Raw genomic sequence first — 16,139 nt, forward strand, 5'->3', positions numbered from 1 at the left:
GATCTTGACCTCGAAGCGCTCCTCGGCGGCCACGACGACCTCGACCATGGACAGCGAGTCGACGTCCAGGTCGTCGGTGAAGGACTTGTCGAGCGCGACGTCCTCGGTGGGGATGCCGGCGATCTCGTTCACGATCTCGGCGAGACCTTCGAGAACCTCTTCGCGGGTAGCCATATCGGCTGCTCCTTCTCGGTGTTGACCGCGCCGGTCCGGCGGACCGGCGCGGGTTTCCAGGGTGTGGCGGGAGAAAACGCCTAGGGGAGAGTAACGACCGCGGCGGCGTAGACCAGACCGGCACCGAAGCCGATGATCAGTGCCAGGTCGCCGCTCTTGGCCTCGCCGCGCTCCAGCATCCGCTCCATGGCGAGCGGAATGGAGGCGGCGGAGGTGTTGCCGGTCTCCGCGATGTCGCGGGCCACCGGGACGTTCGGGGGCAGGTCCAGCTTCTTGACCATGGCGTCGATGATGCGCATGTTCGCCTGGTGCGGGATGAACGCGCCCAGCTGGTCGGCGGTGATCCCGGCGGCCTCCAGGGCCTGCTCGGCGACCTTCGCCATGTCGTACACCGCCCAGCGGAAGACCGTCTGGCCCTCCATCCGCAGGGCCGGCCACTTGGTCTCCTCGCCGGCGCCGTTGACGGCGTCCGGCTTGGCGAACGCGGTGTCCCACGCCTGCGTCTGCGAGATCACCTCGGACTGCGAACCGTCCGAACCCCAGATCACCTTGCCGATGCCGGGGGTCTCGGACGGGCCGACGATCGCGGCGCCCGCGCCGTCGCCGAAGATGAACGCGGTCGAGCGGTCGGTGACGTCGGTCAGGTCGGACAGCCGCTCCACGCCGATCACCAGCACGTACTCGGCGCTGCCGCCGCGCACCATGCCGTCGGCCAGGCCCAGGCCGTAGCCGAAGCCCGCGCAGGCGGCCGAGATGTCGAACGCCGGGGCGGTGCCGCAGCCGAGCCGCTGGGCGATCTCGGTGGCGATCGCCGGGGTCTGCTTCAGGTGCGAGACGGTGGCGACGATGACGCCGCCGATCTGCTCCGGACGGATGCCGGCCATCGCGACCGCCTTGCCGGCGGCCTGCACCGACATCTCGGCGACGGTCTCCTGCGGCCCGGCCCAGCGGCGCTCGGCGATGCCGGAACGGGTGCGGATCCACTCGTCCGAGGAGTCGATCCAGTTCAGCACCTCGGAGTTGGGGATCACCCGGGTCGGCCGGTAGCCGCCCACGCCGTGGATGCGGGAGTACTGGGCGCCGGTGGCCGGCTTGATGGTCACGCTCATGCGGTCGTCTCCTGGTTGCCGTGCTCGGCCACGAGTGCGCGGGCCTTGTCGAGATCGGCGGGGGTCTTCAGGGCCAGCGTGGCGACACCCTTGACGTTGCGCTTGACCAGGTTGGTGAGGGTTCCGGCGGGGGACAGCTCGATCACGGCGGTCGCGCCGAGCCGCTGCAGGGTCTCCATGCACAGGTCCCAGCGGACCGGGTTGGCGACCTGCGAGACCAGGCGGGCGAGCACCTCGGCGCCGGAGCCGACCACCTCGCCGTCCCGGTTCGAGAGGTACGCGACGGCCGGGTCGGCGACGGTGAGGGTCGGCGCCAGCTTCTCCAGCCGGACCACGCCCGGGGCCATGTGCGCGGTGTGGAAGGCGCCCGCGACCTTCAGCGGGATCAGCCGCGCGCCGGCCGGCGGGTCCGCCTTCAGCGCGGCCAGCTGCTCCAGCGTGCCGGCCGCGACCAGCTGGCCGCCGCCGTTGTTGTTCGCCGGGGTCACCCCGTGCTCGGCGAGCTTGGCCAGAACCTCCTCCTGGTCGCCGCCGAGCACCGCGGTCATGCCGGTCGCGGCCGCCGCGGCGGCCTCCGCCATGCCCAGGCTGCGCTCGCGGACGAAGCCCAGCGCGTCCTCCTCGGAGAGCACCCCGGCCAGCGCCGCGGCGGTGATCTCGCCGACGCTGTGGCCCGCCAGCGCGCCGACCGCACCGGTCGGGCCCTGCGGGAACAGCGCCGCGGCGGTCACCAGGCCGGCGGCCACCAGCAGCGGCTGCGCCACGGAGGTGTCCTTGATCTCCTCCTCGGAGGCTTCGGTGCCGGCGTGCACCAGGTCGAGCCCGGCGGTCGCCGACCACCGGCGCAGCCGGTCGGCGGCGCCGTCCAGTTCGAGCCAGGGGTTGAGGAAGCCGGGAGTCTGGGCACCCTGTCCAGGGGCGACGATAACGAGCACGGTTCAACCCTCTCTCGCCGGACGCCCGGGGGCGGGTAGGCGACGATGACGAAGAAAAGCACGTCGGCTTGTGGGGTCCCTACAGTCGGCTCAACCCTGGTCGGAGCCGGAACCGAGACGCCCCAGAGCAAGGGCGATGCGCAGGGTGAAGGCCGAACGTACGTCTGACGGAGCATAGCCGGTGACGTCTGTCACACGACGCAGCCGGTAGCGCACGGTGTTCGGGTGGACGAAGAGCATCCGGGCCGCGCCCTCCAGCGAGGACGCCTGCTCCAGGTACACGCTCAGCGTCTCCAGGAGCGCCGAGCCGGCCTCCTCCAGGGGTGTGTAGATCTCCTCCACCAGCTGACGGCGCGCCACCTCGTCGCCCGCCAGGGCCCGTTCCGGCAGCAGGTCGTCGGCCAGCACCGGGCGGGGCGCGTCCGGCCAGGCCGCGCACGCCTTCAGGCCCTGCGCGGCGGCGTGCGCCGAGCGGGTCGCCGACAGCAGGTCGCCGACCGTCGGACCGACCACCACCGGGCCCGGCGCGAACTGGCCGATCAGCGCCCGGGCCGCGTGCACCGGCTCCTTCTCGCCGCCGACCACCACCACCAGGCGGCGCCCCAGCACCCCGGTCAGCACGTGCAGCTTGGCGTACCGGGCGGCGCGCCGGATCGCCTCCACCACCAGCTCGCTGTCCCCGTCCGGGGCGCTGCCCATCACCACCCGCACCTGGCTGGGCTGCCCCCAGCCGAGCGCCGCCGCCCGCGACAGCACGCCCTCGTCGGCGTCCCCGGACAGCAGCGAGTTCACCACCAGCGCCTCCAGCCGGGCGTCCCACGCGCCGCGCGCCTCGGCGGCCTGCGCGTACACCTGGGCCGTCGCGAAGGCGATCTCCCGGGCGTAGACCAGCACCGACTCGCGCATCCCCGCCTCGTCGCCGGGCGCGGCCACCTCCTCGATGGCCTCCTCCATCACCTCGATGGTGGTGCGGATCAGCTCCACGGTCTGCCGCAGCGTGATCGCCCGGGTCAACTCCCGCGGCGCGGTGCCGAACACGTCCGTGGAGATCGCCTGCGACGCCTCCGGGCGCCGGTACCACTCGGTGAACGCCGCGATGCCCGCCTGCGCGACCAGGCCGATCCACGAGCGGTGCTCCGGCGGCATCCGCCGGTACCAGGCCAACTGGTCGTCCATCCGGGCGATCGCCGCCGAGGCGAGCTTGCCCGCCGACTTCTCCAGCCGCTTCAGCGTCGCCGCCCGCAACTCCGCCCGGTCGGCCGCCAGCCGGCGCTCCTCGGCCGTCATCCGCCCCCGGCCCGGCACCGCCGCGGGACGCCCGGACGCGGCGGCGCGCCGGGCGGGCTTCTTCTCCTGCGCCTTCTCGGCGGGCCGCTCCGGGGAGGAACGCTCGCCGGACGACCGGTCGGAGGGCTTGTCGGGTTTCGCTGAAGCGGATGGCACGGCACTAGCCTGCCTCACGCCGACGGGTGCTCGTGCACGCCGGGCCCGATGTCGGCCGGTGGCCCCCGTCACACCGGCTACCGTGGTGCCCGTGAGCGCGGAATCTTCGCCCCAGGACGGGCAGGCATTCGAACCCCTCGAACCGGCGTCCGGCCCCGCCCGGAAGGAACGCGGCCGCGCCGACCTCAGGCGCACCGCCGAACGCCACCTGTCGGAACCCGCCGAAGGCATCACCACCCGGCACGCCTTCTCCTTCGCCGGCCACTACGACCCGAAGAACACCTCCTTCGGCGCGCTGCTCGCCTGCAACGAGGAGACGCTCGCCCCCGGCGCCGGGTACGAGGCGCACCGGCACAGCGAGACCGAGATCGTCACCTGGGTGGTGTCGGGGGCCCTCGCCCACCGCGACGACGCCGGCCACGCGAGCGTGGTGCGGCGCGGCACCGTCCAGGTGCAGTCCACCGGCACCGGCATCACCCACACCGAACGCAACCCCGGCGGGGCCACCGAACCCGTCACCTTCGTCCAGATGTGGCTCCAGCCCGACGAGTACGGCTCCGCGCCGGGCTTCGGCCTGCGCACCGTCCCGGACGGGGACGGCCTCACCCTGCTCGCCTCCGGCCGGCCGGCCGACGCGGACCGGGCACTGCGGCTGCGCCGCGGCGACGCCGCGCTCTGGCTGGTCCGGACCCCGGCCTGGATGCCGCTGCCCCCGCTGCCCGCCGCCCCCTACCGCTACGTCCACGTCGTGGCCGGCTCGGTCGGCTACCGCACCGTCCCCGGCCCGCAGGGCGGCGGCCGCTCGGCGGGTGCGGGCGACTCCGTCCGGATCACGGGCGACGCGTTCGCCGACCCGACGGCGGGGGAGGACGGCGTCGAACTGCTGCTCTGGGAGATGCACAGCCCGGTCGCGTACGGCTGAGAAAGCGCGCAGGGGCGGCTGCGGTGCTCGGCGGGACGGTGCAGTCGGGGGCGCGGGGAACTGCGCGCGGCGGCAGGTGAGCGTCCGCAAGGTCGCGAGGAGGGTGGGGAGTTGATGCCCGCTCGCGATCTTGCGATGGGTGCCCGGTTGCTCGCGCAGTTCCCCGCGCCCCTGATCGTGCGCGCTCCGGGTTCGTGCTTCGCGCTACGCGTTCTCGGTGAGGACCGCGTCGCTGAGCTGCGGCCAGAGTTCGGCTGCCCAGGGGCCGAAGTCGCGGTCGGTGAGGGCGAGGCAGGCGAGGTCGGCGGCGGGGTCGACCCAGAGGAAGGTGCCGGACTGGCCGAAGTGGCCGAAGGTGGCGGGGGAGTTGGCGGTGCCGGTCCAGTGCGGGGACTTGTGGTCGCGGATCTCGAAGCCGAGGCCCCAGTCGTTGGGGCGGCGGTGGCCGAAGCCGGGGAGGACGCCGCTGGTGCCGGGGAAGGCGACCTCGCGGGTCGCGGTGCGGACGGTGGCCGGGTCGAGCAGCTTGGGGGACTGCAGCTCGGCGGCGAAGCGGACCAGGTCGGCGGCGGTGGAGAGGCCGCCCGCGCCGGCGGGGGCGCGGTGGGCGGTGTTGATCAGGGTGGCGTGCATGCCGAGCGGCTGGAAGACGGCCTCGGCGGCGTACCGGGCGAACGGGATCCCGGCGGCGTCCTCCAGGGCGGCGGCCAGCACGTCGAAGCCGGCGTTGGAGTAGAGCCGCCGGTTGCCGGGCTCGGCCATCACCCGGTGCTCGTCGAAGGCCAGGCCGGAGGTGTGGGCCAGTAGGTGGCGTACGGTGGAACCGTCGGGGCCGGCCTGGTCGTCGAGTTCGAAGACGCCCTCCTCGACGGCGATCAGCACGGCGTACGCGCTGAGCAGCTTGGTCACCGAGGCGAGCGGGAAGAGGTGGTCCTGCGGGCCGTGCGCGCCCAGCAGCGCGCCGTCGCTCCCGCGGACCACCGCCGCCGCGGCGTGGGGTACCGGCCAGTCCTCGATCTTCCGCAAGCTCTGCATGGGCGCACTCTACCCAGCGGGCCGGGCCCGGGAGGGCGGGTGGCGTGCCGGGCTTGCTTGGAGTGCGCTCCAACTCGGTAGCGTCGTCGTTGTCGTCGAGACGGGGGTCGGAAGAACATGGCAGTGTCCGAGCAGGGGATGGCCGAGTGCGCGCAGGCGTTCGGAGTCCCGGTCACCGCGGCGGACCTGACGGCCCGCCACAGCATCAGCGAGGTGTCAGCGGTCAGCGGGCTGAGCGCGCACACGCTGCGCTGGTACGAGCGGATCGGCCTGCTGGAGCCGGTCGACCGCTCGCACGCCGGGCAGCGCCGCTACAGCGACGCGGACCTGGCCCGGCTGGCGTTCCTGACCAAGCTGCGGCTGACCGGCATGCCGGTGGCCGACATGGTCCGGTACGTCGAGCTGCTGCGGGCCGGGGACGGCACCCGGGCCGAGCGGCGGGACCTGCTGGTGGCGCACCGCGAGGAGGTGCGGCAGCGGCTCGCGGACCTGCACGCCACGCTTGCCGTGATCGACAAGAAGATCGACCACTACGGCGAGCCGGACCGCCCGGTCCCCGGTGAGACGACGATCCCGGAGCACTCCGCACAGGACAGGAAGAGCGCATGAGCAGCATCGAGACCACCCGGCTCGGCACCGGCGGCCCGGTCGTGGGCGTGCAGGGACTGGGCTGCATGGGCATGAGCGAGTTCTACGGCCCGACCGACACCGGGGAGGCGCTGGCCACCCTGGAGCGGGCCCTGGAACTGGGCGTGACCCTGTTCGACACCGCCGACATCTACGGCTCGGGCGCCAACGAGGAGCTGATCGGCCCGTTCGTCCGGGCGCACCGCGAACAGGTCGTGCTGGCCACCAAGTTCGCCATCGAGCGGCGCGCCGACGACCCCGCGTACCGGGGGATCAACAACGACCCGGCGTACATCCGCAAGGCGGTGGACGCCTCGCTGCGCCGCCTGGGCGTCGACGTGATCGACCTCTACTACATGCACCGCCGCGACCCGGACGTGCCGCTGGCCGAGTCGGTGGGCGCGATGGCCGAGCTGGTCGCGGCCGGGAAGGTCCGCCACCTGGGCCTGTCCGAGGTGACCGGCCCCGAGCTGCGGGAGGCGCACGCGGTGCACCCGATCGCGGCGCTGCAGTCCGAGTGGTCGGTCTTCGCCCGGGGCGTGGAGCGCAGCGCGGTGCCGGCCGCGGTCGAGCTGGGCGTGGCGCTGGTGCCGTACTCGCCGCTCGGCCGGGGCTTCCTGACCGGGGCGTTCGCCGACGCCGGGCAGCTGGGCGCGGGCGACTTCCGCCGCAACCTGCCGCAGTTCACCGGCGAGAACGCGGCCGGGAACGCCGAACTGGTCACCCCGATCCGGAAGATCGCCGAGCGGCTCGGGGCGACGGCCGCGCAGGTCGCGCTGGCCTGGGTGCAGCAGCGCGCCGAGGTGCACGGCCTGACCGCGGTGGTGCCGATCCCCGGCACCCGCCGGCGCAGCCGGCTGGAGGAGAACCTGGGCGCGACCCGGCTGGTGCTGGGCGCGGAGGAGCTGGCCGAGCTGGAGCCGCTCGCCGCCGAGGTCTCCGGCGGCCGCTACGCCGACATGAGCTCCACGGCGGACGCCCGCGAGGTCTGACCGCGCACGGGAGCGGCGGCCCTCAGCCCTGGCTCTCGGACGGGCCGCTGACCTCGCCGTAGTGGCCGAGCGCGATGGCGGCGAAGTTGTGCCGGCTCGCGGTGCCCTCGGCCAGGTAGCCGTTGTGGCCGTCGGCGCCCACCGAGGAGATCGACACCGCGCCGAACGCGTGGGTGGTCGGGTCGGCGCCGTGGCCGAGGCCGCCGACCTCCAGGTAGGGGACGTTGCCGATCCAGTCGCTGAGGTTGCGGGCCGCCCACACCTGGACGCCGGTGCCCAGCTCGGCGGCCGAGTCGACGCCCATCCCGGGGCTGCCGAAGGCCACCACGTCGGTGGGCTGCGCGTCGTGCAGCGACGGGGCGGCGGTGCCGCACACCACCGAGCCGTACGAGTGGCACAGCAGCGCGGGCGGCGCGTCCGGGTGGGTGGTCTGCTTGAGGCCGGCCAGCAGCCGGTTCAGCCGCGGCGCGGCCGCGTCGGCCAGCCGGGAGGTGACCGCGTCCGGGCCGAGGCCCTGCGGGGTGACGTAGCCGGTCCAGGCGATCACCGCGGTGCGGGTGCCGGGCGCCTGGGCGTGCTCCTCGGCGTACAGGGCGCGGGCCATGCCGGCCGGGGAGCGCAGCGGGTCGGCGGTCTGGTCGAAGTGGCCGAGGTCGGCGTCCGAGCCGGGCACCAGGACGGCGATCCGCTCGGCCGCGGAGAGGTCTCCCCAGACCTCGGTGACCAGGCCGCGGCCGCGCGGGTCGAAGGCGAGGATCTGGCGGCCCCCGGCGAGCAGCCGCTCCGAGTCGTTGGCGCGCGAGACGGCCAGCGCGCGGGTGGTGGCGTCCTGGGAGGTGTCCGCGGCGCGCTGCCGGGCGCGGTCCCGCTCGGCGGCGATCGCCACCCGGTTCGCGCGGTAGCGGACCTCCGGCGGGGCGCCGTCCAGGTTGCCGACCACCAGCGGGTACTCGACCACCAGGCGGTCCAGTTCGGCGGGCGACAGCGAGGCGAAGAACGCGGCGACGGCGGCCGGGGCCGCGGTGGCCGGGTCCGGCAGCGGGTGGCCGAAGGTCTGGTCGGCGACCCAGGCGGAGCTGCCCGCGGGCGGGGTGGTGATCGTCAACTGCTCGTTGGAGGCGGCGGCCTGCGCGGCCGCCGCGCCGGCGTCCACCAGCGCGGCGCAGCCGGCGAACACGCCGATCAGGACTCGCTTGACCCGCCTGCGGTGCATGGCGTCCACTCCCTCGGGCCGGTACATCGCGGCGGGACGGGCCCGACGGTGCTGTGACTGCCAACTACTAGTCAGCCAGCGTAGAGGGCGACCGACCCCGGGGGCAGGGCGCAAACAGTGTTCCCCGTCACATTCGCCCGTACGCTACTCCTCGTGCTCCCGCACCACCCGTTTCGGGGCGACCGAACGCCAGGCGTCGGTGAGCAGTTCGCGCAGTTCGTCCGCCCCGACCCCGTCCAGCCGCACCCGCACCCAGCCGAACCGGCCGGTGTACGGCGCCACCGAGTACACCCCGGGGGCGGCGGCGACCAGTTCGGCCTGCTCGGCCGGGCCGGCCTTCACGGTGGCCTCGCCCGTCTCCGGGCGCCCCATCGCGAAGATCTTCCGCCCGACCCGCAGTGTCACCTGCTCCCAGGTCTCCTCCTGGTGGGTGCCCGGCAGGGCCAGGGCCAGCGCGGTGAGTTCCTCGAAGGTCGCCATGGCCGCCACGATAGGCGCCGGCACCGACAGTTGACGGGAGGTCACCCGGCGGGCGCGGTCAGACCGTGCCCAGGGCGTACACCGCGAACAGCGCCGCGCCGGTGCCCGCCACCGCCCGCCAGGCCCGCGACGGCCACGGGGCGTCGAAGCGCCGGGCCCAGCGGCCGATCAGCGCCAGCACCGCGCCGAACACCGGCAGCCAGGCCAGCCGGGCCAGCGCCCAGCCGGCCGAGTCCGGGGCGGTGGTCAGGCCGGGCAGCGCGCCCAGGTGCGAACCCGCCAGCGCGGTCAGGAACATCGCGCTCTGGTGCCAGCAGAAGATCGTCATCGCGCCCAGGTTGACCACCACCACCGGCAGCCACAGCAGCGGCCGCCGCAGCGCCCGGCCCAGCCGGTCCTTCAGCAGCACCGCCGCGCCGCCCTGCACCGAGGCCAGCGCGAGCACCAGCAGGGACGGCGGGTGCGAGTTGGTCCGGGCCGCGCCCGGCACGCCGACCATGCTCGCCGGGTAGTGGAACACCAGCAGCAGCACCGCGAACAGCGCCGCCCCGCCCAGCGCCAGCAGCTTCGCCCCGGCCCGGGTCAGCCGCCCGTGCGCCCAGTCCACGCCCAACTGGTAGGCGAACAGCCAGCCCGGCAGCAGGTTCAGCAGGCTCAGCCAGTCCGGCATCGAGGCGCCCCACGGCCCGTAGCGCAGGAAGTCCACCGCGGCGACCGCCGCCATCAGCCCGGCCGCGCCCCAACCCCGGGCCCAGGCACCGAACTTGACGCACAGCGGGGTCAGTGCGGTCAGCACCAGGTACATCGCGATGTACCAGAGCGGCTGCACCATCAGCACCACCCCCGTCCGCACCGTCGCGTCCGGCACGCCCAGCGCCCGCAGCAGCGGCACCAGCGCCGCCCACACCGCGGCCACCCCCAGCACCGGGCGCACCAGCCGCAGCACCCGGCCGCGCAGCCAACTGCCCACCGGCACCCCGCGGTCGGCCGCCCGGCGCAGCGACAGCGCCGAGGCCCGGCCGCCCACCAGGAAGAACACGCCCAGCATCTGCAGCACCCAGCTCAGCGGCGCCAGGAACGGCAGCGCCCCCAGCGGGCTGGCGTTGTGCAGCACCCCGCCCTCGGAGCCGAACCCGCCGAGCAGCCAGTGGCCGACCGGGACGGACAGCAGGGCCAGGGCGCGCAGCCCGTCCAGGGCGCGGTCGCGGGTGGCGGGGGTCTTCGCGTCGACCTGCGCGGCGGCGCGGCGCAGTCGGGTCGGGAACGTCGTCACGGTTGTCTCCAGGGGTCGCTGACGGTCCGTCAGGCGTTGGTGGTGGCGGTGAGGGCGAGCGCGGCGAAGGCCGCGAGGGAGGCCGAACCGGGCGCGAAGTAGCCGCCGTGGCCGTGCGAACCGGTGGACGGCAGCAGCCGGGCGCGGAAGGCGCCCGAGGTCGGGTCGGTGCCGTGGCCGAAGCCGAGCAGCGAGACGTTCGGCACGTCGCCGACCCAGTCCCCGGCGTTGCGGCGCACCGCCCACACCGGCACCCGCAGCTCGTCCGCCCGCTCCAGGCCCATCCCCGGCGAGGCCACCGCGACCACCCCCGCCACCAGCGCCGGGTCCGGCGCCGAGCGCCCGCACACCACCGACCCGTACGAGTGGCAGAACAGCTCCACCCGCCCGGTCACCGGCGCCAGCCCCGCCAGCAGCCGGTCCAGGCGCTCCGCGCCCGCCTCGGCCAACTCCTCCCGGGCCGCGTCCACCCCCAGGCCGACCGGCGTGGTGTAGCCCGCCCAGGCCACCACCGCGACCCGGTCGCCGCTCGCGGCGCGCAGCGACCGGGCCATCCCGGCGAGCGTGTCGTAGCCGGCGGCGGAGGGCCGGTCGTAGGTCGCCAGGTCGGTGTCCGAGCCCGGCACCAGCACGGCCGTCCGCTCGTCGTGCTCCAGGTCGCCGAACACCTCGGCGACCTGGCCGCGCCCGCGCGGGTCGAACGCCAGCAGCGCACGGTGCGCCAGCCCGCCGTAGCGGTCGGCCTTCGCGGCGGCCGCGGCGCGCTCCGCGGACGGCAGCGCGGTGTCCCCGGCCCGCTGCCGCTGGTGCTCCCGCTCCTCCTCGACGGCCAGCGCGTTCGCCCGCAGCCGCAGGGCGACCGGGGCGCCGTCCAGGTTGCCGACCACCTGCGGGTGGCGCACGGCGAGGGACTCGCGCTGCGCGGCCGGCAGGCCGGCGAAGAACGCGGCGACCTCGGCGGGCCGGGCGCTGCCCGGATCGGGCAGCGGCACCCCGAGCGAGGTGTCCGCCCGCCAGGCCGCCGTTCCCGGCGGGGGCCCGGTCAGCGGCGTCTGCGCGTCCGCCGACGCCCACGACCCCACCCCCAGCACCGCGACCAGCGCCAGCCCGGCCGCGGCCGTCCCCCGACGCAGACGTGACAGCATCCGCTCCTCCTCCGCTCGTTCGGCAACGGGGAGGAAGGTAGGAACGGGACGGGGGCGGGGGCGTCACCCCGCGGAGCCAACCCGGGGGTGCTACCGCAGGGGTAGGAGGGCGCCCCTACTGGGCGCCGGGCTGCACCAGGCCGCTCTCGTAGGCGAGGACGACGGCCTGGGCGCGGTCGCGCAGGTCGAGCTTGCCGAGGATGCGGCCGACGTGGGTCTTGACGGTCTGCTCGGCGAGCACCAGGCGGGCGGCGATCTCCTGGTTGGACAGGCCGCGGGCGATGAGTTCGAGGACCTCGGTCTCGCGCGGGGTGAGGCCGTTCAGCCGCAGCCGCGGGTCGCGGCGCGGGGCGGGCCGGTGGCGGGCGAAGTCGGCGATCAGGCGGCGGGTGACCGAGGGGGCGAGCAGCGCGTCGCCCGCGGCGACCACCCGGACGGCGGAGATCAGGTCGGCGGGCGGGGCGTCCTTGAGCAGGAAGCCGCTGGCACCGGCCCGCAGCGCCTCGTACACGTAGTCGTCGACGTCGAAGGTGGTGAGCATCAGCACGCGCGGGCGGTGGACCACCCCGGGCGGGGGGTCGAGCAGCCGGCGGGCCGCCTCCAGGCCGTCCATCTCGGGCATCCGGACGTCCATCAGGACCACGTCCGGGTGGGTGCGGCCGCTGACCTCGAGCGCCTGCCGGCCGTCGGCCGCGTCGCCGACCACGTCGATGTCGCTCTGGGCGCTGAGCAGGGCGGCGAACCCGGCGCGGACCATCGCCTGGTCGTCGGCGATCAGGACGCGGATGGTCATGCGGCGCTCTCCCCTGGATCCGTGCCCGTGCCGGTGCCGTCCAGCGGCAGGACGGCGCGCACCCGGTAGCCGCCGTCGGCGGTCGGGCCGGTGTCCAGGGTGCCAGCCAGCAGGCGGACGCGCTCGCGCATTCCGACGAGTCCCTGCCCGGTGCCGCCGGAGGTCTCCACGGCGGCGGCCCGGCCCGGCGGCGGGCCGTTGCGGACGGTCAGGGCGAGCGCGCCGTCCGCGGTGGAGAGCCGGACCTCCGCGGTGGCGCCGGGGGCGTGCCGGACGACGTTGGCCAGCGCCTCCTGGACGATCCGGTACGCGGACAGGCCGACCGCCTCGGGCACCGACACCCCCTGCGCGCCGGAGAGTTCGGCCCGCACCCCGGCCTGCCCGGCGGTGGCCAGCAGCTTCGGCAGGTCGGCCAGGCCGGGCTGCGGCGTCCGGTCGGGGGCGTCCCCCTCGGCCCGCAGCACCCCCAGCAGGCGGCGCATCTCGGCGAGCGAGCCGCGGGCGGCGGCGGCGATCTGCCCGAACTCCTCGACGGCGGCCGGGGGCAGGCCCCCGATCCGGTACGGGGCGCTGTCGGCCTGGACGGTGATCACCGACATGTGGTGGGCGACCACGTCGTGCAGCTCGCGGGCGATCCGGGTGCGCTCCTCCAGCAGGGCGCTGCGGGCCCGCTCGGTCTCGGAGATCTGCTCCTGCTCGGCCAGCCGCCGCCTGGCCTCGCCGCGCCCGCGCAGGCTCCAGCCGAACAGCAGGATCGCCCCGGACAGCGCGGTGGCGACCACCGAGGAGCCGTCGAAGTGCTCGTTGAAGACCGTCCAGCTCAGGCTGCAGCCGACGAAGGTGGCGGCCCAGACGGCGAACAGGACCAGGCCGCGCTCCCGGACCGCCAGCAGGACCATCAGGAACAGGTACGACAGCAGCGTGGTGACCGGCCACGGCCAGGGCTGCTCGGCGGCCGTGCCGTACGTGGCGACCGCGCCGACCAGCACCGACGGCGCCACCAGCTGCCAGGCCAGCAGCGGCCGGGTCAGCGCCAGGACCAGCGAGCCGGACTGCACCACGGCGAGCACGGTGGCCAGCGAGGGGTCGACCCCGTGGAACCGGATCAGCGTCACGATGCCGGTGGGCAGCAGGGCGCCGACCGCGACCAGGGCCACCGCGTACGGGAGCGCCCGGATCCACGCCCGGCGGGCCGTCGCCAGTGGTGGGCGGTGGTGGCCGAGGGGCTCGGTGAGGGCGCTCAGGAAGTCTTGCTGGATGGTCACCGGGCCGAGGGTAGGCCGGGGGCGCCGCGCTGTCCTCATACCCCGGTAGCGCGTCCGGGTGCCACCCGGGTAGGGGGTCGGGCGCCGGCCGGGGCGGCCGGGTCAGCGCCAGGAGCCGGCCAGGGCCGGGCCCAGCTGGTCGAAGTGGCGCTCGATCAGGGCCAGCATGCCGTCCATCGAGTGGCGGTCGGCGTCCGGGGCGGCGGCGTACGCGAGGTGCGAGATCCGCACCACGGTGCCGAACACGGCGGCCAGCAGCCGGGGGCGCAGGTCGACGGCCGGGTCGAGGCCCTCGCGCTCGGCGAGGATCCGGGCGACCTCGACCTCCTGCTGGATGGCGTGCCGCAGGTGGGCGGCGAGCAGCGTCGGGGTGGACTCGATCAGCTCGAACAGCTCCAGCGCGGCCGGGCCGGTGCCCCGCCCCCGGTCGACGGACTGCCAGACCTCGCGGACCGCGCCGCGCATCGCCTCCAGCGGGTTCTCCCCGGCGGGGCGGGCGCGCAGGAAGCCCAGGAACGCCGCCTCGGCCTCGGCCAGCACGGCGAGGGCGACCTCCTCCTTGTTGGCGAAGTACCGGAAGAAGGTGCGCTGGGAGACCTCCACCTCGGACGCGATCTCGTCCACCGTCGTGCGTCCGTAGCCGTGGCAGAGGAACAGCCGGTGGGCGGCGTCGACCAGGGCGTCCCGGGTGCGCCGCTTCTTGCGTTCCCGCAGGCCGACGGGCTGCGGGTCGGCGGCGGTGGTGGGAGTGGCCATGGGGCCAACGATAGCGCCGAGATCGAGAACTGGCATCAAGTGACAGGAGTCACCGTTTGTCGAATGTCAGCAGCTGACATAATGTTCCGCGGTGGCGGTGTCCGTCTGTTCTGGAGCTCGTGGGGACGGGCGTGAGGGCCGGACACCGCCGTTCACGTTCCCAGCGGTTCCAGCGACACCACACGAACGGGGAAGTCCCGAGACATGAGCCAGTCCGTAGTACTCGACAAGGAAGCGGCTCCGACCGTGGGCGGCCGACTCCGGGGACACCCCTGGCTGACGCTGCTCACCGTCGCCGTCGGCGTCATGATGGTCGCCCTCGACGGCACCGTCGTCGCCATCGCCAACCCGGCCATCGCCAAGGACCTGAACGCCAGCCCCTCCGACATCCAGTGGGTCACCTCCGGCTACCTGCTGGCCCTCGCGGTCTTCCTGATCACCGCGGGCAAGATCGGTGACCGGTTCGGCCACAAGACCACCTTCCTGGTCGGCGCGGTCGGCTTCGCCGCCACCTCCGCCGCGATCGGCTTCGCCGGCTCGATCCAGCAGGTGATCCTCTTCCGCGTGCTGCAGGGCCTGTTCGGCGCGCTGCTCCAGCCCGCCGCGCTCGGCCTGCTGCGCGGGGCCTTCCCCGCCGACAAGCTCAACATGGCCATCGGCATCTGGGGCGGCGTCATCGGCGCCTCCACCGCGGCCGGCCCGATCGTCGGCGGCCTGCTGGTCGAGCACGTCAACTGGGAGTCGGTGTTCTACATCAACATCCCGGTCGGCATCATCGCCCTGGTCCTGGGCCTGCTGGTGCTCAAGGACGTCCGGGCCGAGAACGCCGCCAAGTCCTTCGACATCCCCGGCATCGTGCTGCTCTCCGGCGCCATGTTCATGCTGGTCTGGGGCATCATCAAGGCCCCGACCTGGGGCTGGGGCGACCCCACCACCCTGCTGTTCCTCGGCGGCGCGCTGCTCGCCCTGGTGTTCTTCGCGCTCTGGCAGAAGTACGCCAAGGAACCGCTCATCCCGCTCTCGCTGTTCCGCTCGGTGCCGCTCTCGGCCGGCACCCTGCTGATGGTGCTGATGGCCTTCGCCTTCTTCGGCGGCATCTTCTTCGTCACCTTCTACCTGCAGAACGTGCACGGGATGGCGCCGGTCGACGCCGGCGTCCACCTGCTGCCGATGACCGGCATGATGATCGTCGGCGCGCCGGTGGCCGGCTTCCTGATCGGCAAGGTCGGCCCGCGGATCCCGATCGTCGGCGGCATGGTGCTCACCACCGCCGCGATGCTCGGCATGTCCACCCTGGACATCCACTCCGGCAACGGCGTGATGTCGCTCTGGTTCCTGCTGATGGGCCTCGGCCTCAGCCCGGTCATGGTCGGCGCCACCGACGTCATCGTCGGCAACGCCCCGCTGGAGCTGTCCGGCGTGGCCGGCGGCCTCCAGCAGGCCGCGATGCAGGTCGGCGGCAGCCTCGGCACCGCCGTGCTCGGCGCGGTGATGGCCTCCAAGGTCACCGGCGAACTGCCCGGCAAGTGGCAGGCCGCGACCGGCCAGCCGCTCCCCGGCGGCCCGGACGGCGAACTGCTCAAGCAGGGCGCCCAGCTCGGCATCGCCCCGCCGAACGTCCCGCAGGGCGTCGCCGACGCCGTGCACTCCTCCTTCGTCAGCGGCATGGGCGTGGCCTTCGTGGTCGCCGCGGTCGTCGCCCTGGCGGCGGCGGGCCTGGGCCTGCTCACCCGCCGCGGCGTGAACGAGAGCGGACCTTCGGTCCACATCTGACACGACGCACCGCTCAAGGATCCGCCCGGGGAGGGGAGTTACCTCCCGGGCGGATCTTCGCGTTGACGGGGGCTGCTCGCGCAGTTCCCCGCGCCCCTGACGGGGCACGGAAGTTCAGCATCCTGGAAGGGGCACGGAAGTCCAGCGCCCCGCCAGGGGCATGGGGGAGAAGGCGGGCACGGAAGTTCGGCGCCTCTCCAGGGG

The 16,139-nt window shown here is 74.5% G+C and carries 16 protein-coding genes; 4 read left to right on the forward strand and 12 right to left on the reverse strand.

The genetic code is table 11. The features are described from left to right. From ACFUEL_RS18670 to ACFUEL_RS18685, 4 genes are all read right to left on the reverse strand, one after another. A partial coding sequence (locus ACFUEL_RS18670; protein WP_380237435.1) for an acyl carrier protein occupies nt 1-174 on the reverse strand: 174 nt, incomplete at its 3' end. A gap of 80 nt (nt 175-254) precedes the next feature. Further along, on the reverse strand, nt 255-1,283 hold the full coding sequence (locus ACFUEL_RS18675; RefSeq protein ID WP_380237422.1) for a beta-ketoacyl-ACP synthase III: 1,029 nt from the start codon (nt 1,281-1,283) through the stop codon (nt 255-257). Next, nucleotides 1,280-2,218, reverse strand: coding sequence for an ACP S-malonyltransferase (locus ACFUEL_RS18680; RefSeq protein WP_380237423.1), 939 nt, complete (start codon nt 2,216-2,218; stop codon nt 1,280-1,282). The genes ACFUEL_RS18675 and ACFUEL_RS18680 overlap by 4 nt, the downstream gene beginning before the upstream one ends. A 90-nt stretch (nt 2,219-2,308) precedes the next feature. Further along, complete coding sequence (locus tag ACFUEL_RS18685; protein ID WP_380237436.1) at nt 2,309-3,505, reverse strand: PucR family transcriptional regulator; 1,197 nt, start codon at nt 3,503-3,505, stop codon at nt 2,309-2,311. Nucleotides 3,506-3,752: 247 nt separating this feature from the next. On the opposite strand from ACFUEL_RS18685, the gene ACFUEL_RS18690 reads away from it, so the two are divergent. After that, complete coding sequence (locus tag ACFUEL_RS18690; RefSeq protein WP_380237424.1) at nt 3,753-4,583, forward strand: pirin family protein; 831 nt, start codon at nt 3,753-3,755, stop codon at nt 4,581-4,583. Between the two features lie 204 nt (nt 4,584-4,787). Here the strand turns inward: ACFUEL_RS18690 and ACFUEL_RS18695 are convergent, their stop codons facing one another. After that, nucleotides 4,788-5,618 carry a serine hydrolase domain-containing protein gene (locus ACFUEL_RS18695; protein ID WP_380237425.1) on the reverse strand — a complete coding sequence of 277 codons (831 nt, stop codon included), beginning with the start codon at nt 5,616-5,618 and terminating at the stop codon, nt 4,788-4,790. 138 nt (nt 5,619-5,756) lie between these two features. Here ACFUEL_RS18695 and ACFUEL_RS18700 point away from each other — a divergent pair, with 138 nt between their 5' ends. Beyond that, the gene (locus ACFUEL_RS18700) at nt 5,757-6,227 is read left to right on the forward strand and encodes a MerR family transcriptional regulator (protein ID WP_380237437.1); all 471 of its coding nucleotides are present in this window, start codon (nt 5,757-5,759) and stop codon (nt 6,225-6,227) included. Further along, nucleotides 6,224-7,237: an aldo/keto reductase gene (locus tag ACFUEL_RS18705; protein ID WP_380237426.1), complete on the forward strand. Its 1,014-nt coding sequence runs from the start codon at nt 6,224-6,226 to the stop codon at nt 7,235-7,237. Before ACFUEL_RS18700 ends, ACFUEL_RS18705 begins: the two co-directional genes overlap by 4 nt. Nucleotides 7,238-7,259: 22 nt before the next feature. Here the strand turns inward: ACFUEL_RS18705 and ACFUEL_RS18710 are convergent, their stop codons facing one another. The 7 genes from ACFUEL_RS18710 to ACFUEL_RS18740 form a co-directional block, all read right to left on the reverse strand. Further along, nucleotides 7,260-8,450, reverse strand: a complete 1,191-nt coding sequence (locus ACFUEL_RS18710) for an alpha/beta hydrolase (protein WP_380237427.1) — start codon at nt 8,448-8,450, stop codon at nt 7,260-7,262. A 144-nt stretch (nt 8,451-8,594) separates the two neighbouring features. Beyond that, nucleotides 8,595-8,930, reverse strand: a complete 336-nt coding sequence (locus tag ACFUEL_RS18715; protein ID WP_380237428.1) for an MmcQ/YjbR family DNA-binding protein — start codon at nt 8,928-8,930, stop codon at nt 8,595-8,597. A 58-nt stretch (nt 8,931-8,988) separates the two neighbouring features. After that, the gene (locus tag ACFUEL_RS18720; protein ID WP_380237429.1) at nt 8,989-10,203 is read right to left on the reverse strand and encodes an acyltransferase; all 1,215 of its coding nucleotides are present in this window, start codon (nt 10,201-10,203) and stop codon (nt 8,989-8,991) included. A gap of 29 nt (nt 10,204-10,232) precedes the next feature. Beyond that, on the reverse strand, nt 10,233-11,348 hold the full coding sequence (locus ACFUEL_RS18725) for an alpha/beta hydrolase (RefSeq protein ID WP_380237430.1): 1,116 nt from the start codon (nt 11,346-11,348) through the stop codon (nt 10,233-10,235). Nucleotides 11,349-11,463: 115 nt separating this feature from the next. Beyond that, nucleotides 11,464-12,141, reverse strand: a complete 678-nt coding sequence (locus tag ACFUEL_RS18730; protein ID WP_380237431.1) for a response regulator — start codon at nt 12,139-12,141, stop codon at nt 11,464-11,466. Next, nucleotides 12,138-13,406, reverse strand: coding sequence for a sensor histidine kinase (locus tag ACFUEL_RS18735; protein ID WP_380237432.1), 1,269 nt, complete (start codon nt 13,404-13,406; stop codon nt 12,138-12,140). The genes ACFUEL_RS18730 and ACFUEL_RS18735 overlap by 4 nt, the downstream gene beginning before the upstream one ends. Nucleotides 13,407-13,508: 102 nt before the next feature. Continuing rightward, nucleotides 13,509-14,162 (reverse strand): TetR/AcrR family transcriptional regulator, encoded by a 654-nt coding sequence (locus tag ACFUEL_RS18740; RefSeq protein ID WP_380237433.1) that lies wholly within the window; start codon nt 14,160-14,162, stop codon nt 13,509-13,511. Nucleotides 14,163-14,366: 204 nt separating this feature from the next. On the opposite strand from ACFUEL_RS18740, the gene ACFUEL_RS18745 reads away from it, so the two are divergent. Then, on the forward strand, nt 14,367-15,935 hold the full coding sequence (locus tag ACFUEL_RS18745; protein WP_380237434.1) for an MFS transporter: 1,569 nt from the start codon (nt 14,367-14,369) through the stop codon (nt 15,933-15,935). Nucleotides 15,936-16,139 lie beyond the last annotated feature (204 nt).

Source organism: Kitasatospora sp. NPDC057198, from assembly GCF_042670125.1.
Taxonomy (GTDB): domain Bacteria; phylum Actinomycetota; class Actinomycetes; order Streptomycetales; family Streptomycetaceae; genus Kitasatospora.

Bases quoted from the DNA above. Each gene is read 5' to 3' on its own strand.
- ACFUEL_RS18725 (WP_380237430.1), bottom strand. From the start codon at position 11,348: ATGCTGTCACGTCTGCGTCGGGGGACGGCCGCGGCCGGGCTGGCGCTG.
- ACFUEL_RS18700 (WP_380237437.1), top strand. From the start codon at position 5,757: ATGGCCGAGTGCGCGCAGGCGTTCGGAGTCCCGGTCACCGCGGCGGAC.
- ACFUEL_RS18740 (WP_380237433.1), bottom strand. From the start codon at position 14,162: ATGGCCACTCCCACCACCGCCGCCGACCCGCAGCCCGTCGGCCTGCGG.
- ACFUEL_RS18715 (WP_380237428.1), bottom strand. From the start codon at position 8,930: ATGGCGACCTTCGAGGAACTCACCGCGCTGGCCCTGGCCCTGCCGGGC.
- ACFUEL_RS18710 (WP_380237427.1), bottom strand. From the start codon at position 8,450: ATGCACCGCAGGCGGGTCAAGCGAGTCCTGATCGGCGTGTTCGCCGGC.
- ACFUEL_RS18730 (WP_380237431.1), bottom strand. From the start codon at position 12,141: ATGACCATCCGCGTCCTGATCGCCGACGACCAGGCGATGGTCCGCGCC.
- ACFUEL_RS18685 (WP_380237436.1), bottom strand. From the start codon at position 3,505: ATGACGGCCGAGGAGCGCCGGCTGGCGGCCGACCGGGCGGAGTTGCGG.
- ACFUEL_RS18705 (WP_380237426.1), top strand. From the start codon at position 6,224: ATGAGCAGCATCGAGACCACCCGGCTCGGCACCGGCGGCCCGGTCGTG.
- ACFUEL_RS18695 (WP_380237425.1), bottom strand. From the start codon at position 5,618: ATGCAGAGCTTGCGGAAGATCGAGGACTGGCCGGTACCCCACGCCGCG.
- ACFUEL_RS18675 (WP_380237422.1), bottom strand. From the start codon at position 1,283: ATGAGCGTGACCATCAAGCCGGCCACCGGCGCCCAGTACTCCCGCATC.
- ACFUEL_RS18745 (WP_380237434.1), top strand. From the start codon at position 14,367: ATGAGCCAGTCCGTAGTACTCGACAAGGAAGCGGCTCCGACCGTGGGC.